The following is a 16,073-nucleotide window of genomic DNA, read 5'->3' as shown; positions in this document are numbered from 1 at the left end:
TCGGCTCGTCACAGCACATGGATGGCGCTCGCGCGCCACCGGCCGCGCACCCACTCGATGCGCAGGGCCACGGCACGCGTGCGGTCGCGCATCGTGACCGTCACCACGCCGTCGACAATGGTGTCGCCGGTGTGAAAGGCGCTGACGCGGGTGCCGAGGATCACGGGGCGCTTACCGACCGCTCCGCGCACCCGGCGCGCCCGGCTCGCCACCGTGACACGGATGCTGAGGTGCTCATAGACCTCGCGCGTCACCCATCGGCCCAATTGCTCGAGGTCGCGTGCGCCCGCGATCACCTCGATGGCCGACAGGGCCAGGTTCTCGAGCACGGGTTCGGGGGTCGCGCGATCACGCGCAGCTCCCTCCGATGCCCCCTGCCCAGCAGCCGCAGCAGCAGCAGCAGGAGGGGGAGCGCCAGCACCGGGGGCAGCGGCAGGATCCGCATCGGGTGAATGGGGGGGCCCTGTGTTCGGTGAGAGGTGAGGCCGATCGGCCCGCGGATACCTCGGTGCCCAGACCCACCTGCGCGGGTGAGGGCCGCGACCGCCCCGGCACGCGTGTCGCTGCCGCCCGGGCCGGGCTGCGGATGGGAGCGCCCGCTCCGGCTGCGGACCTGTCGCGGAGATCGTCGTGTTCGGTTGTGGAGGTTGTCTGTGTCGTGTGTGTCAGGTGTGTTGCCGTGGGGGAGTCGGACGGGGTGTTCGGAAAAGGCGGTGTCATTCGGCTCCTTGATCTCTCGGCGCCGGCCGAGAGACATGATGCCCTCCCGGCGCGCGCCGAGTGACCGTCAGGAATTCTGACGGTCGGTTCGGATACGGTGCCGCCGGGTGGGGGAGGAGCGACGAAGGGCAACTCAACCAGGTGTGCCACCGGTCGGTCTAGAGCATCGTTGCCCTGTGGACAACCGAGCAGGGTCGCTCCGCCCGCATAGACTGGTCGGGTGTCAACGCTCAGTGATTTGGTTCATGCCCAGGGTCTTTCCTCCGATGCCGAGGTCGACTGGTTGCACATGCTCGTGGGCGATGCTCAGCTGCTCGCCGATCTCGCCTTCGCCGATATCGTGTTGTGGATCCCCACGCCCGACGAGGGGTTCATCGCCGTGGCGCACTACCGGCCGTCGAGCGCGGCCACCCTGTTCTATCGGGACTTCGTCGGCCAAGCGATCAAACCGCAGTGGCGCAAACAGGTCACCGACGCCTTCGAGTCCGGCAAGATCATCGACTCGTCGGCACCCGATTGGTATGAGGAGACCCCGACGCGCGTGCGAGCGGTTCCCGTCATCCGCCGTCTGACCTCATCGGGCTCGGAGAACGCGCCGACGCCCATCGCCGTGCTCACGCGCCACACCAACCTTGGCGAGGCGCGCACGCCCAGCCGCCAGGAGCTCACGTTCAACGACTGCGCCAACGATCTGTTCCAGATGATCGCGACGGGTGACTTCCCCGACCTCTCGGCTCCGACCGGTCCGCGCCGAGGAGCCCCGCGCGCCTCTGACGGACTCATCCGCCTCGATGTCGAGGGCATCACCACCTTCGCCAGCCCCAACGCTCTGTCGGCCTTCAACCGCATGGGCTTCGCCGAAGAACTCGAGGGCGAATCGCTCGCCGAGGTCACGACGCAGATCCTGCCGTCCAAACAGGACATCGACGAATCCCTGCCGCTGGTGGTCACGGGTCGTGCTCCCTGGCGCACGGACATCGAAGCCCGCGGCGTGACGGTGTCGTTGCGCGCGATTCCCCTGCGCCACAACGGCGAGCGGGTCGGTGCCATCGTGCTCTGCCGCGACGTGTCCGAGCTGCGGCACCAGGAGCGCGAGCTCATCACCAAAGACGCGACGATCCGTGAGATCCACCACCGCGTGAAGAACAACCTCCAGACGGTCGCGTCGCTGCTCCGCATCCAGGCCCGGCGCACTCACTCCGACGGGGCCCGCGAGGCGCTCACGCAGGCTATGCGCCGTGTTGCGGCCATTGCGGTCGTGCACGACACGCTGTCTGAGGGCCTCAACCAGCAGGTCGACTTCGACGACGTCTTCGATCGTGTGCTCATGCTCATCGCCGAGGTGGCGTCGTCGCACAACACCACCGTGCACCCCAAGAAGACGGGCGCGTTCGGTGTCTTGCCGAGCGAATACGCCACGCCGCTCGCCCTGGCCCTCACCGAGCTGGTGACGAACGCCGTCGAGCACGGCTTGGCCGGCCGCGAGGGCGAGGTCGAGATCGTCGCCGAGCGCACGGATGAGGGTCTGTCCGTGCTCGTGCGCGACAACGGCTATGGCCTTCCCGAGGGCAAGGTCGGCTCGGGTCTCGGCACGCAGATCGTGCGCACACTCATCCAGGGTGAGTTGGGCGGCACCATCGATTGGCACACCGTCACGGGCAGCGGCACCGAGGTCACTATCGAGATGCCGTTCCGCTACATCGAGACGTCTTAGCGCCACATACAGAAACGTCCCGGTGCGAACCTGGTGAGGATTCGCACCGGGACGTCGGTGCTGTGTGCGGAATGCGGCGGTGCTAGGTGGCCGCGTATGAGTCTGTGGGGGAGTGCGCGACTAGGAGGCGCGGCGGGCGCGGGCGGCGCGACGCTTGAGGGCGCGACGCTCGTCTTCGCTGAGGCCGCCCCAGACACCCGAGTCCTGACCGGTCTCGAGCGCGTACTGCAGGCACACCTCCGTGACGGAGCAACGTGCGCACACGGCCTTCGCCTTGTCGATTTGGTCGACAGCCGGGCCCGTGTTCCCGACGGGGAAGAAGAGTTCGGGGTCCGCCGTGAGGCAAGCAGCCTTATCGCGCCAATCCATGGGGGTGCTCCTTTTGTGATTCTCGGGGATGTCGACCGATCGGTCGAGAGTTCGTCGAGGCCGAGTTGCAGAGTGGTTTCCGTCTGGATGTCTTGTGCAGCGTTCGCACCCTCCGAAGTCGTGTTTTCATGAGCACGCCACAAAACGCGTCGATGTGACGCGAATTGTCGTGTGAAATGAACCCAGTAGACTTCGGTATCATCGCCCGCTCGCAGCGGTTCGATAAAGAGGGTGCTCTTCGTGCACCGATCACCGATCGGAATGTGCTCACCACCCTGTGAGCGTCAACTCAGCCTCAAATATGGTCGCATACTGGGTGTGGCAAATCAATAGTTTTGTATGGGATTCGTGGTGACTTCGCACATGTCTGATTCTGAGAGTTCAACTTCCGTTCACGGGCGACACGCCGGTGGACCGCTGTTTACGGCACTCATCATCCTGCTGTTCATCGAGGCGGCGGGCATGATCGCGGTGACCTGTTGGCTCGTGGTGGACCTCTTCACGCTCACGCCCGACTCCTACACGAGCGCTATCGCGATCCTCGTTCTCGCGATTCTGGCGTCGATCTGGATCAGCGCCGTCGCTGTCTCGTCGATTCGCCGTGCGCCGTGGATTCGTGCGGGCGCCGTCATCTGGCAGATCTTGCAGCTGTCGGTCGCGGTCGGCGCGCTGCAGGGCACGTTCGCGCGCGCCGATATCGGCCTCGCTCTGCTGATCCCGTCGCTGCTCGGCCTCGTCCTGCTGTTCATGCCGCGGGTGGTCGCCGCCGTCAAGCGTCCCGACGAATACCCGGCCGAATAGCTCACCGTTCAGGCTGGGCGGCGGCCTGCGGCCGCGTGATTAGGCGTCGACGCCGAGCTTCTTGCGCAGCGACGCGACGTGTCCGGTGGCCTTGACGTTGTAGAGCGCCAGCTCGATGAGCCCGTCGGTGCCGATGACGAAGGTCGAACGCAGCACACCCGTGACGACCTTGCCGTAGAGGTTCTTCTCGCCGTAAGCGCCATAGGCCTGGTGCACGGCGAGGTCGGCGTCGCTCAGCAGCGGGAACGTGAGTTCATCGCGCGCGGCGAACTCGGCCAGCTTGGCGGGGGAGTCCTTCGAGACCCCGAGCACCGTGTAGCCCGCACCCGCGAGCGACGCGATGTTGTCGCGAAAATCGCACGCCTGCGTGGTGCAACCGGGCGTCATGGCGGCGGGGTAGAAGTAGAGGATGACCTTCTGGCCGGCGTAGTCGGCGTTGCTGACCATCTCTCCGTCTTGGTTCTGCAGCGAGAAGACGGGGGCCGGGTCGCCGGCGGACAAACGGATGCTTTCGGTCATGCATCCATTCTAGGTTCGCGGTCTGACAACGCCGTCGCGCGGTCGAGTTCGCGGGCCCGGCGGAAGCTCACGCCGGTGAAGCCGCGCGATCGCGTTCGCGAACGACCGCGCGAGCTCAAGCGAAGGTCGTGAGCAACCGCTGCAACGAGTCGAGCCGGGCCGGGCCGTTGTCGCCGAGTTCGCCCGATTCGGCCGCTTCGATGATGGCGCAATCGGGGGCGTCGGGCAGGTGCGTGCACCCGCGCGGGCAGCGTTCGGCCACGACGGCGAGGTCGCTGAAGGCTTTGAGGATGTTGTCGGTGTTGATGTGCCCGAGACCGAAGGAGCGGACGCCGGGCGTATCGATGACCCATCCGGCCCCCTCCGGCCGCTGGAAGCGGTAGGAGATCGTGGAGGAGGACGTGTGCCGCCCACGGCCCGTCACGAGGTTCACGTGGCCCGTGGCGCGTTCGGCCGTCGGCACGAGTGCGTTGACGAGCGTGGATTTGCCCACGCCCGAGTGGCCCACGAAGACCGTGCTGTGCCCGACGAGGGCCGCGCCGATCTCGTCGACGGGCATGGCGCCCTGACGCGAGGTGTAGACGGGGAAGTCGAGTCCCGTGAAGTTCTTGAGGAACTCGTCCGGGTCGGCGAGGTCGGTTTTGGTGATGCAGAGGATGGGCTCGATGCCGGCGTCGTAGGCCGCGATGAGGTAGCGGTCGACCAGTCGGGCCCGCGGTTCGGGGTTCGCGGCGGCCACGACGAGCAGCATCTGGTCGGCGTTCGCCACGATCACGCGCTCGACCTCGTCGGTGTCGTCGGCGCTCCGGCGCAACAGGGTGGAGCGTTCGCGCACGCGCACGACGCGCCCGAGCGTGCCCTCGTCGCCGGTGAGGTCGCCCACGACATCCACCTGATCGCCCGTGACCGGTTTCATGCGCAATTCGCGGGCTCGGGATGCCGAGATGCGGTGTTCGTTGTCGCCGTCCTCGTCGACGAGCAGCGAGTAGCGCCCGCGGTCGACGCCGAGCACGCGCGCGATCTGGGCGTCCTCGTGAGCCGGGCGGGTCTTGGTGCGCGGCCGGTTTCCCTTGGGGTTCGGCCGCACCTTGATACGCGATTCGTCGTAGTCGGGCTCGTCGTCCTCGCCCGTGTCCCACCAGGTCATCAGGCGTCCTGCTCCGTCTCGGGGGATGACACGGTCTCGGGGGATGACACGGTCGGTTTCAGGGGTGACGTGGCGGACGACGTGACGGGCGAGGCCAGCTGGCCAGCGACGGGCGCGGCCGGCACGGCGGACCCCTGCAACATCTGGCCCCACAGCTCGGTGAACTGCGGCAGCGTCTTGGCGGTCGTCGCCACGTTCTCGATCACGACGCCCGGCACGGCCAACCCGATGATGGCGCCGGCCGTGGCCATGCGGTGATCGTGGTAGCTGTGCCAGAGGCCGCCCTGCAGCGGCTTCGGCTCGATGAAGAGGCCGTCCTCGAGTTCGGTCACGGAGCCGCCCAGCGCATTGATCTCGGTGGCCAGCGCAGCGAGGCGGTCGGTCTCGTGGTGGCGGATGTGGCCGATACCCGTGATGGTCGACGGCGAATCGGCCAGCGCGGCGAGGGCCACGAGGGGAGGAGCGAGTTCTCCGCCCGTGGTCAGGTCGAGCGTGACGCCCGAGATGGTTCCGGATGCCTCCACCGTCAGCCTGTCGCCGTCCCGTGTCACGGTCGCGCCGAAGTGGGGCAGCAGCTCGATGAGGTCGGCGCCGACCTGCGTCGTGGTCTCGGGCCATCCGGTTATGGTCACGCGGCCACCGGCCACGAGCACGGCGGCCAAGAACGGCGCGGCGTTCGAGAGGTCGGGTTCGATGTCGATCGTGCGCCCGGCAATGGGCTGCGGGGCGACCTGCCAGTGACCCACCTCGGGCTGCTCGACGAGCACGCCGCGGGCCGCCAGGGCGTCGATGGTCATCTCGATGTGGGGGATGCTGGGCAGTCGTTCGCCCGCGTGCGTCAGGTCGAGCCCCTCGTCGAACCGTGCGGCCGCGAGCAACAGGCCCGACACGAACTGGCTCGAGCTGGAGGCGTCGATGGTGACGGCGCCGCCGCGCACCGAACCCGTGCCGTGCACCGTGAAGGGCAACGAGCCGCGGCCGTCGTCGTTGATGTCGACGCCGAGCGCCCGCAGCGAGGCGATCATGGTGCGCATGGGGCGACCGCGCGCCGACGAATCGGCGTCGAACGACGTGGGCCCGAGCGCGAGGCCCGCGACGGGCGGAACGAAACGCATGACCGTGCCGGCCAGGCCGCAGTCGATCGTGGTGCTGCCGAACAGCTCGCCCGGCGTGACGCGCCAGTCGGCCCCGAAGGGACCGGCCCCCGGCACCTCGTCGATGGTGGCGCCCAGGGCACGCAGGGCGTCGACCATGTTGCGGCTGTCCATGGAGTGCAGCGGCGCGCGCAGGAGCGACTCGCCGTCGGCCAGGGCCGCGAGCACGAGCTCCCGGTTGGTCAGCGACTTCGAGCCGGGCAGGCTGAGCGTGGCGTCGAGCGGCGCGTCGGCCACCGGAGCCGGCCAGCTGCCGTCATCCGGGACCTTGTCGCTCTCGCCGAAGATGTTGAACTCGGGCGCGGAATATTTCGATTCGAGCATCGTTTACCTAGGGTAGCGGCGAAATTGCCGCGTGATGTCGAACGGAAGGCGAGAGCGGATGTCAATCGCAGTGCTCGAGCGGGAAGCCGATCAGGTCGCAGCCCTAGACTGGGACTCGATGACTACCGTCGATGACGAGGCTACGCCGAACGAGCCCACCGAATCAGAAGTTCGCGCGCTGTTCGAGGAGCAGGCACTGCCGTTCCTCGATCAGCTCTACGGTGCTGCGATGCGCATGACGAAGAACCCGCCCGACGCGCAAGATCTGGTGCAAGAGACATTCGCCAAGGCATACGGGGCGTTCGGTCAGTTCCAACAGGGCACCAATCTCAAGGCGTGGCTCTACCGCATCCTCACGAACACGTACATCAACGTGTATCGCAAGAAGCAGCGCGAGCCCTATCAGGGCACCATCGACGACCTCGAGGACTGGCAGCTGGGCGGCGCCGAGTCGACCACCGCGTCATCCTCGCGTTCGGCCGAGGCCGAGGCCATCGACCACATGCCCGACAGCGCCGTGAAAGATGCTCTGCAGTCGATCCCCGAAGACTTCCGTCTGGCGGTGTACCTCGCCGATGTCGAGGGCTTCGCCTACCAGGAGATCGCCGACATCATGAAAACCCCCATCGGGACGGTCATGAGCCGCTTGCACCGTGGCAGGCGCTTGCTCCGCGACCTTCTCGCCGACTATGCGCGCGACCGTGGTGTGGCCGCGCCCCCCGCAAGGAGAGCACGATGAGCGACTGCGGTTGCGACAAGGCAAAGAAAGACCTCGAGGAGTACCTGCGGAACGAAGTCTGCAGCACCGAGGCCTCCGATATCCGAGCGCATCTCGAAACGTGCGTCGACTGCCAGAACGAAGCTTTGGTGGCGCGCACGCTCACCGAGGCCGTGCAGCGCGCCTGCACCGAGGTGGCCCCCGAAGAGCTGAAGAATCAGGTCCTCGCCCGCCTCCGCGAGGTGCAGGGCACGCACTAGCGGCGCGCTCGTGCCTTTAGCGCCTGCTCGGGCGCCGGAGGCACGACCCTTCATGACTCGGACTATCGAGGCTGCTTTCTCGTGTATCGACGCACTACGGCGGCGTGCACAAGAGTCAAGCAGGCAATGCCGACGACAGTGCCCAGCGCGACCGGGGCCAGGTTGTGCCACACATCGAGCCAAGAGAAGGTTGGGCTCCCCGACTCTTTGATGACGGCCACCGCAAACGCGATCACAATCGAGACGCAGCCCGTTGCGATGTACGAAATGACCGATGCCCTCACGTCCCGCGGGTCGGACTTCTTTGCCCATTTACCGAGCAGAGCCCTCGCGGTCATCGCCGCTTCTTACACGCGCTGTCCCAGTTGATCCCAGACGTCGCTACGTGAACCCCGAGACTGCACGCGGCGCCGCCGATGCCCCCGGTTGCGGCGCCAGCCGCACCGCATACCACCACCGTCCCCACACCCTGAACGAGGAAGCTTCCCCACCATGCCTGGGGGCACGCGGCGCGTGTCTGAATGGCGTTGACCTGCGAAGTCGCGGTCAAGACATTTCCATCGAACGATAACGTCGCCGGCCGCGAAGCGCCGTGCCCGACAGTCGTCACGGGCGCCGCGATGTTGAACAGAGTAGCTCCGTTGCCGTCAATTACGTGTGCGGACGTGGCGTCGGCCGCCAAGACTACGCGGTCGCCGGGAGCGAGGGCCAGGCGCGCTGTCATCGCGCCGCGAATCGGAACGCTGAGGCCCGTGGTCACTGTTCGAATGAACCCGTCACTGCCTTGAATCGAGCTGAATTCACTTGTCGGGGTTTGCACGTTTGAAGAGGGTGACGCGGATGCGGATGCGGGCTGCCCCAGCGTTAGTGGAATAAGAGCCATCACAAGGACGAGCGTTCCGGCGAACGTCGCGCGATGAGCGTGTGCAAAAGCCATTCTGTCTCCTTCGACGATGAAGGCGGACGCCTTCGGTACGGTCAGGATAATGAAATGTCGGAAGATGTTGAATGGCGACGGAAAGGATTGAGTAGGAGAGCCGCGAAGTTGAGTAGCGCGGCCCCTGGTCTGAGTACCCGAAGTCGGCGCGGCGTGCGTAAAGAGACCGCGCCCAGGTGCGCCCTGAGTATCTACTCAGTCGTGGGTGGCCTGGTCGAAGCGGGATTCTTCGATGTCGAGGAGTTGCTGGGCGCGCGCGAGCGTGCGAGAGCTGTAGCTGCCGGCCGAGCGGGCGTCGAGCAAGGCGGCGCGTTCGGCGTCGAGCACGATGCGCCGCAGCTCGCGGTATTGCTCGTGCGGGCCGACGTCTGACGAGGCATCCATGACCTCGGATGCCGCAGCCGACCGGGACTCGCTGTCGCCACGCACGCGGTCGACGACTTCGGGGTCGTAGTCGCCGCCATCCGCCCGTTTCAAGTCGGGGTTCTTGAGCGCCTCGACGCCCACCGACGACATGTCCTGGATGAGCGAGGCATACTCCTGGCGGTCGGCCTGCTCGTCGCTGCCGCGCACGCCCAGGAGGCGGATGACGGCGGGCAGGGTTCCGCCCTGCAGCAGCAGCGTGATGACGGCGATGAAGAACGCGAGCAGGATGAGCTGCGGGCGGTAGGGCATGTCGGCGGGCAGCGACTGGGCTGCCGCCAGGGTGACGACGCCGCGCATGCCGGACCAGGCGAGAACCGCCCCGCCCCGCCATCCGAGGCCCTCTGACTGCAGGAAGTCGAGGTCGGCCGCGCGTCTCGTGAAGAAGAGAGCCGCGCGGTTGCGTCGGTGCGGTTCAATGGCATCGTCGGGCATGGCGTCGAAGCGCCGGCGGGCGGCCTCGAAGCGACCCGACTCGCGGGCGGCACGGCGGCCCTCGCGGCGCAGGAGCGCGATGAGCGGCACCACGAAGAGGAACCGCAACACGATGAGCACGACGGTCACGAGCAGCGCCAACACGAGCGTGCGCTCGACCGAGAGCACGTTGTCGTCGACCGAGGCGATGAGCGTCGACAGCTCGGCGCCCATCAGCAGGAACACGCCGTTCTCGAGCACGAATTGCAGTGTGCGCCAGTTGAGGCGCTCGCTGATGCGGTCCTGCGCCGAGAAGTAACGCGCGCTCTGGTGGCCCGTGACGAGACCGGCGACGACGACCGCGAGCACGCCAGAGGCATTGAGCTCCTCGGCGGGCAGATAAGCGATGAAGGGCACGGCGAACGAGATGGCCGTGGTGAGCACGCTGTCCTTGAGCTTCGAGCGCACGAACACGGTCACCAGGCCGATCACGAGCCCCACGACGAGAGCGACGGCGACGGCGTAGAAGAAGTCGCCGACGACGCCCCAGAGCGAGACGGCTCCGGCGGTTGCGGCGATGGCGGAGCGCAGCAGCACCAGGGCGGAGGCGTCGTTCACGAGACCCTCGCCCTCGAGTACCGTGACGAGGCGGGGTGGCAGGCCGAGTTTCTTGCCGATGGACGTGGCGGCCACGGCATCCGTGGGGCTGATGACGGCGCCGAGCGCAATGGCGGCCGCGAGGTTGAGGTCGGGCAGCAGCCAGAAGAGCAGCAGGCCGACGCCCAGCGCGGTCACGACGACGAGCAGCACCGACAGGCCCGTGATGGCCTTGAGGTTGCGGCGGAAGTCGACGAGCGGAACGTTGACGGCCGCCGAGTAGAGGAGCGGCGGCAGCACGCCGGCGAGGATCCACTCGGGCGGGATGTCGATCGACGGCACGCCCGGAATGAAGCTGTAGACGACGCCCACGACGACGAGCACGAGCGGCGCGGCCACGCCGAGGCGCGACGAGAAGGCCGAGACGGCGACGATCGTGACGAGGGCGACGACGGCGGTCAGGGCGAGGTCCATGCAGTCAGCCTAAACCGCCGCGCGCACGACGCATCCCCGGCCCCGCGAGACGTGTGTCGGGCGGAACCGGGGATGCGAGGAACCATCGATTACTGTTGGCGGAGCGCGTCTTTCAGCAGCGTGGACTGCTCGATGCCGTGGCGCTTGGCCGAACCGGTGGCGGGCGAGGCGGACGCCGGGCGGGAGACGACCCCGAGTGAGCGGTTGCCCAACTGCTGCGAGAGCTCGAACTCCATGAACGGCCACGCACCCTGGTTGGCGGGCTCGTCTTGCACCCACACGACCTCGGCGTTCGGGTAGCCGTCGACGATGTGCTTGATCTCGGCAGCGGGCAGCGGGTAGAGCTGCTCGACGCGCACGAGGGCGATCGTCTCGTCGGGCGCCTTCTCGAGCTCGTTGGCGAGGTCGTAGTGGATCTTGCCCGAGTGCAGCAGCACGCGCGTGACGGCGTTCTTGTCGGTGATGCGCTGGTCGTCGATCACGGGCTGGAAGACACCCGAGGTGAAGGCCTCGACGTCACTCGTCGCACCGCGCAGACGCAGCATCGACTTCGGGGTGAAGACAACGAGCGGGCGGCGGGGGCGAGCGTAGGCCTGGCGGCGGAGCAGGTGGAAGTACGACGCGGGCGTCGACGGGCGGGCCACGGTCATGTTGTTCTCGGCGCACAGCTGCAGGTAACGCTCGATGCGGGCGGACGAGTGGTCGGGGCCCTGACCCTCGTAACCGTGGGGGAGCAGCAGCACGAGGCCGGAACGCTGATCCCACTTCTGCTCGGCGCTCGACACGAACTCGTCAATGATCGTCTGGGCGCCGTTGCCGAAGTCGCCGAACTGGGCTTCCCACAGCACGAGCGCGTCGGGGCGCTCGACCGAGTAGCCGTATTCGAAGCCCATGACGGCGTATTCCGACAGCAGCGAGTCGTAGATCCAGAAACGGGCCTGGTCGTCTGACAGGTTCGCGAGGGGCAGCCATTCCTGGCCGTTGAGGCGGTCGTGCAGCACGGCGTGGCGCTGGACGAACGTGCCGCGGCGCGAGTCCTGACCGCTCATGCGCACCGGGGTGCCCTCGAGCAGCAGCGAACCGAGGGCGAGCAGCTCGCCGAAGGCCCAGTCGACCTTGCCGTTGCGGCTCATCTCGAAGCGCTTCTGCAGCAGCTGCTTGAGCTTCGGGTGCACCGTGAAGCCTTCGGGAGCGTTGTTGAACGCGTCTCCGATGTGCTCGATGACGCTCTGCTTCACGCCGGTCTCGTCGGGCTCGCCCGAGTAGCCGTCGTCGTCCTGCTCCTGCACGATGACGGGAATCGAGGATGTCTGGGCCGCGTGCGTCTCTTGGAAGGCCCGCTCGAGGCGGTCCTGGAAGTCGCGGTGCGACGCGTCGTACTCCTCTTGCGTGATGTCGCCGCGGCCGATGAGCGATTCGGTGTAGAGCTTGCGTACCGAACGCTTGGCCTCGATGAGGTTGTACATGAGGGGCTGCGTCATCGAGGGGTCGTCGCCCTCGTTGTGGCCGCGTCGGCGGTAGCAGACGAGGTCGATGACGACGTCTTTGTGGAACGCCTGACGGAATTCGAAGGCCAACTCGGCCACGCGCACGACGGCTTCGGGGTCGTCGCCGTTGACGTGCCAGATGGGCGCCTGGATGGCCTTGGCCACATCGGTCGAGTACACCGAGGTGCGGCCTTCTCCGGGGGGAGTCGTGAAGCCGACCTGGTTGTTGACGACGATGTGGATGGTGCCGCCCGTGCGGTAGCCGCGCAGCTGCGACAGCTGCATGGTCTCGAGCACGACACCCTGGCCGGCCATTGCCGCGTCGCCGTGCACGAGGATCGGCAGCGTGGAGAACGTGCCGATGGGCTTGCGGTCCTGCTTGGCGCGGACGATGCCCTCGAGCACGCCGTCGACCGCTTCGAGGTGCGACGGGTTGGCGGCGAGGTAGACGGGCAGCTCGGAGCCGTCCGCTGCCCGGAAGGTGCCCTCGTTGCCGAGGTGGTACTTCACGTCACCCGAGCCGTGGCTGTCGCGCGAGGACTGCGTGCCCTCGAACTCGCGGAAGATCTGGCCGTAGGTCTTGCCGGCGATGTTGCTCAGCACGTTGAGGCGGCCGCGGTGGGCCATGCCGATCGCGGCGCCGTCGAGTCCGGCCGAAGCCGCACCCTGCAGGATGGTGTCGAGCAGGGCGATGGTGGACTCGGAGCCCTCGAGGCTGAAGCGCTTCTGGCCCACGTACTTGGTCTGCAGGAAGGTCTCGAACGCTTCGGCCTCGTTGAGCTTGCCGAGGATGCGCATCTGCTCGTCGTGCATGGGCTTGGCGTAGGGGCGCTCGACCTTGGACTGGATCCACCTGCGCTGGGCCGGGTCTTGGATGTGCATGTACTCGAGGCCGATGGTGCGGCAGTACGAGTCGCGCAGAACACCCAGGATGTCGCGTAGCTTGGCCTGGCGCTTGTCGCCGAACTCACCCGTGACGAACTCGCGGTCCAAGTCCCAGAAGGTGAGGCCGTGGTTGGCGATGTCGAGGTCGGGGTGCGAGCGCTGCACGTATTCGAGCGGGTCGATATCGGCCATGAGGTGGCCGCGCACACGGAACGCGTTGATGAGCTCCTGCACACGGGCCGTCTTCGACACCGTGTCGCTCAGGTCGACCGAGATGTCGGAGGCCCAGTCGATGGGCGCGTAGGGGATGCGCAGCGCCGCGAAGATGTCGTTGTAGAAACCGCGCTGCCCGATGAGCAGCTCGTGAACCTTTTTCAGGTATTCGCCCGAACCGGCGCCCTGGATGACGCGGTGGTCATACGTGGAGGTCAGCGTGATGGTCTTGCCGATGCCGAGCTCGACGAGCGTGTGCTCGGACGCGCCCTGGAACTCGGCGGGGTATTCGAGGGCACCGGCGCCGATGATGCAGCCCTGGCCCTTCATGAGGCGGGGCACCGAGTGCACGGTGCCGATGCCGCCCGGGTTAGTGAGCGAGATCGTCACGCCCTGGAAGTCGGCCGCCGCGAGCTTGCCGCCGCGGGCGCGCTTGACGAGGTCTTCGTAGGCGACGAGGTATTCGCCGAACGTGAGGGTGTCGGCCTTCTTGATGCCGGGAACCATGAGCGAGCGCGTGCCGTCGGGCTTCGGCAGGTCGATGGCGATGCCGAGGTTGATGTGCGCGGGCGCGATGACGCTGGGCTTGCCGTCGATCTCGCCGTAGGCCACGTTCTGGCTCGGGAATTCTTTCAACGCCTGGATGAGCGCCCAGCCGATGAGGTGGGTGAAGCTCACCTTTCCGCCGCGGGCGCGCTTGAGGTGGTTGTTGATCACGATGCGGTTGTCGATCATGAGCTTGGCCGGGATGGTGCGCACACTCGTGGCCGTGGGCACCGTGAGCGAGGCATCCATGTTGGTGGCGAGCGTCTTGGACATGCCGCGCAGGGGAGTGACGGTGTCTTGCGGTTCGTCGGCCGGGGTGTCAGAGGAGACGGTCTTCTGGGGGGCCGTGACGGGCGCGTCGGCCGGGATCGGCGCGGGTTTGGCGGGGGCCGAGGTGGTGCGGGCCACGGGCTGGGCCTTCGACTCCTCGGTGGACTGCGTGGCGGTCGCGGCCGAGGTCTGGGGGGCGGCCTGCGGCGGGGTGCCGAGCGCGGGAGCCGAGGTGGTGGGCGCGGCCGGCGTGCCGGGCTTCTGCGCCTGGTCGGCGGCGGGCGCGGATGCGGGGGCCGCCGGAGTTGCGGACGCCGACGTGGCCGGGGCCGAAGCTCCCTGCCCCTTCACGGCGTGGTAGCGCTCGAGGGTGGGCCACCACGACTCGTCGACGGAATTCTTATCGACGACGTACTGTTCGTACAGTTCTTCGACGAGCCATTCGTTGGCTCCAAATTCGGCCGACGAACCCTCGTCGGTTCCTACGCCGGTCACCTGGCTCGACACTAAGGATCGCCCACTCTCTCCGTTGATATCTGATCGACGAGGCGCAGTCCTACGACGCTCGTCGCGTCCAATCATCAAGCCTAAACCCTTCCCCGGACCGTCGCATTGTCAGGAGGTGGCGTTAGCGTTACAGGTATGGAGTTCTACGGCCAAGCGCCCGCCTTCGATCTGACCTATTCCGATGTGTTCCTGGTGCCCTCGCGCTCCGGCATCACGAGCAGAATGGATGTCTCGCTCGCCACCGACGACGGCACGGGTGCCCAGATCCCCATCGTGTCGGCCAACATGAACTCGGTCACGGGCCCGCGGCTGGCGGCATCCCTCGCCCGACGGGGCGGACTCGGCGTGCTGCCGCAAGACCTGCCGCTGCAAGACCTCGACCACGCCATCCGGTGGGTCAAAGACCAGCCGACCGCGTTCGACACGCCCGTGCGCATGACAGCCGACGCGACCGTGGCCGATGCGCTGCTCGCTCTGCCGCCCGTCTCGGGGCACGGCGTCGTGGTCGAAGACGATCACGGGCGCTTCCTCGGCGCCATCCCCTCGACCCGTCTGGGCTCGGCGCTCGCCGATGCCACCCTCGGCAACCTGCTGCACGGTTCGGTCGCCTCGATCGACGCCGACGACGTGCCCACCGCTCGCGCCGCGTTCGACATCATGGTCGCCGCCGACCTCGACTTCGCGCCCGTGCTGCGGCACGGCATCGTCGTCGGCACGCTCAGCCGCACCTCGGCCCTGCGCTCCACGCTCTACACGCCGGCGCTCGACAGCGATGGGCGACTCGTCGTGGCCTCGGCGCTCGGCATCAACGGAGACGTCGCGGCCAAGGCATCCGCTCTGGCCCGCGCGGGCGTCGACGTGCTCGTGCTCGACACGGCACACGGACACCAGGAGGGCATGCTCGAGGCGCTTGCCACGGTGTCGAAGCTCGACCTCGGCATTCCGCTCGTGGCCGGCAACGTCGTGTCCGAGGCCGGTGTGCGTGACCTCGTGGGCGCGGGCGCCACCATCATCAAGGTGGGCGTCGGGCCGGGCGCCATGTGCACGACGCGCATGATGACGGCCGTCGGGCGGCCGCAGTTCTCGGCCGTGCTCGAGACCGCCGAGACGGCGACCGAGCTGGGCGCGCACGTGTGGGCCGACGGCGGGGTGCGCTACCCGCGCGATGTGGCCCTCGCGCTGGCCGCCGGGGCATCCAGCGTCATGGTCGGCTCGTGGTTCGCCGGCACGATCGAGGCGCCGGGCAACCTGCGCACCGACGACGACGGCCGCCTCTACAAAGAGAGCTGGGGCATGGCCTCGACCAAGGCCGTGGTCGAGCGCTTCGGCCGCCTCGACCCCTATGAGCTCGCGCGCAAGATGCTTTTCGCCGAGGGCATCTCGTCGTCCAAGATCTATCTCGACCCGCTGCGGCCCTCGCTCGAAGACCTGCTCGACATGATCACGTCGGGCCTGCGTTCGTCGTTCACCTACGCGGGTGCCACGTCGCTGGCCGAGTTCCGCGAGCGAGCCCGCGTGGGCCTGCAGTCGGCGTCGGGTTACGAAGAAGGCAAGGCCCTCCCCGTCTCCTGGTGAGACACAGAGTTCGCCGGTA

12 protein-coding genes are annotated in these 16,073 nt (G+C 67.4%); 5 read left to right on the top strand and 7 right to left on the bottom strand.

Features of this window, described 5'->3' with window-relative positions:
* Window positions 1-8: 8 nt before the first annotated feature.
* Window positions 9-329 carry an Rv3235 family protein gene (locus tag ACUWEX_RS10460; protein WP_079728295.1) on the bottom strand — a complete coding sequence of 107 codons (321 nt, stop codon included), beginning with the start codon at window positions 327-329 and terminating at the stop codon, window positions 9-11.
* Between the two features lie 611 nt (window positions 330-940).
* Here ACUWEX_RS10460 and ACUWEX_RS10455 point away from each other — a divergent pair.
* Window positions 941-2,434, top strand: coding sequence for a sensor histidine kinase (locus tag ACUWEX_RS10455; RefSeq protein WP_079728296.1), 1,494 nt, complete (start codon window positions 941-943; stop codon window positions 2,432-2,434).
* Window positions 2,435-2,554: 120 nt separating this feature from the next.
* Here the strand turns inward: ACUWEX_RS10455 and ACUWEX_RS10450 are convergent, their stop codons facing one another.
* The gene (locus ACUWEX_RS10450) at window positions 2,555-2,803 is read right to left on the bottom strand and encodes a WhiB family transcriptional regulator (RefSeq protein ID WP_077055322.1); all 249 of its coding nucleotides are present in this window, start codon (window positions 2,801-2,803) and stop codon (window positions 2,555-2,557) included.
* Window positions 2,804-3,166: 363 nt separating this feature from the next.
* Between ACUWEX_RS10450 and ACUWEX_RS10445 the strand changes: the two genes are divergently transcribed.
* A complete protein-coding gene (locus tag ACUWEX_RS10445; RefSeq protein WP_143785462.1) occupies window positions 3,167-3,604 on the top strand; it encodes a hypothetical protein in 438 nt (145 codons plus the stop codon).
* A gap of 39 nt (window positions 3,605-3,643) precedes the next feature.
* On the opposite strand, the gene bcp is transcribed toward ACUWEX_RS10445, so the two are convergent.
* The 3 genes from bcp to aroA form a co-directional block, all read right to left on the bottom strand.
* Window positions 3,644-4,123 carry a thioredoxin-dependent thiol peroxidase gene (bcp, locus tag ACUWEX_RS10440; RefSeq protein ID WP_077055323.1) on the bottom strand — a complete coding sequence of 160 codons (480 nt, stop codon included), beginning with the start codon at window positions 4,121-4,123 and terminating at the stop codon, window positions 3,644-3,646.
* Window positions 4,124-4,238: 115 nt separating this feature from the next.
* Window positions 4,239-5,270, bottom strand: a complete 1,032-nt coding sequence (gene rsgA / locus ACUWEX_RS10435; RefSeq protein WP_079728298.1) for a ribosome small subunit-dependent GTPase A — start codon at window positions 5,268-5,270, stop codon at window positions 4,239-4,241.
* Window positions 5,270-6,748, bottom strand: a complete 1,479-nt coding sequence (aroA, locus tag ACUWEX_RS10430) for a 3-phosphoshikimate 1-carboxyvinyltransferase (protein WP_445996194.1) — start codon at window positions 6,746-6,748, stop codon at window positions 5,270-5,272. The genes rsgA and aroA overlap by 1 nt, the downstream gene beginning before the upstream one ends.
* Before the next feature lie 118 nt (window positions 6,749-6,866).
* Between aroA and ACUWEX_RS10425 the strand changes: the two genes are divergently transcribed.
* Both ACUWEX_RS10425 and ACUWEX_RS10420 read left to right on the top strand, forming a co-directional pair.
* Window positions 6,867-7,487 (top strand): sigma-70 family RNA polymerase sigma factor, encoded by a 621-nt coding sequence (locus ACUWEX_RS10425; RefSeq protein ID WP_179100282.1) that lies wholly within the window; start codon window positions 6,867-6,869, stop codon window positions 7,485-7,487.
* On the top strand, window positions 7,484-7,726 hold the full coding sequence (locus tag ACUWEX_RS10420; RefSeq protein WP_077055326.1) for a zf-HC2 domain-containing protein: 243 nt from the start codon (window positions 7,484-7,486) through the stop codon (window positions 7,724-7,726). Before ACUWEX_RS10425 ends, ACUWEX_RS10420 begins: the two co-directional genes overlap by 4 nt.
* Before the next feature lie 1,132 nt (window positions 7,727-8,858).
* On the opposite strand, the gene ACUWEX_RS10415 is transcribed toward ACUWEX_RS10420, so the two are convergent.
* Both ACUWEX_RS10415 and ACUWEX_RS10410 read right to left on the bottom strand, forming a co-directional pair.
* Window positions 8,859-10,571 carry a cation:proton antiporter gene (locus tag ACUWEX_RS10415; RefSeq protein WP_445996193.1) on the bottom strand — a complete coding sequence of 571 codons (1,713 nt, stop codon included), beginning with the start codon at window positions 10,569-10,571 and terminating at the stop codon, window positions 8,859-8,861.
* An 89-nt stretch (window positions 10,572-10,660) separates the two neighbouring features.
* Window positions 10,661-14,479, bottom strand: a complete 3,819-nt coding sequence (locus ACUWEX_RS10410; protein ID WP_445996192.1) for a multifunctional oxoglutarate decarboxylase/oxoglutarate dehydrogenase thiamine pyrophosphate-binding subunit/dihydrolipoyllysine-residue succinyltransferase subunit — start codon at window positions 14,477-14,479, stop codon at window positions 10,661-10,663.
* 135 nt (window positions 14,480-14,614) lie between these two features.
* Between ACUWEX_RS10410 and guaB1 the strand changes: the two genes are divergently transcribed.
* Window positions 14,615-16,054, top strand: coding sequence for a GMP reductase (gene guaB1 / locus ACUWEX_RS10405; RefSeq protein WP_079728304.1), 1,440 nt, complete (start codon window positions 14,615-14,617; stop codon window positions 16,052-16,054).
* The last annotated feature ends 19 nt before the right edge of the window (window positions 16,055-16,073 follow it).

The sequence above is a fragment of the Okibacterium fritillariae genome (genome assembly GCF_052783725.1).
This window is presented reverse-complemented; position numbering and strand designations above follow the sequence as displayed.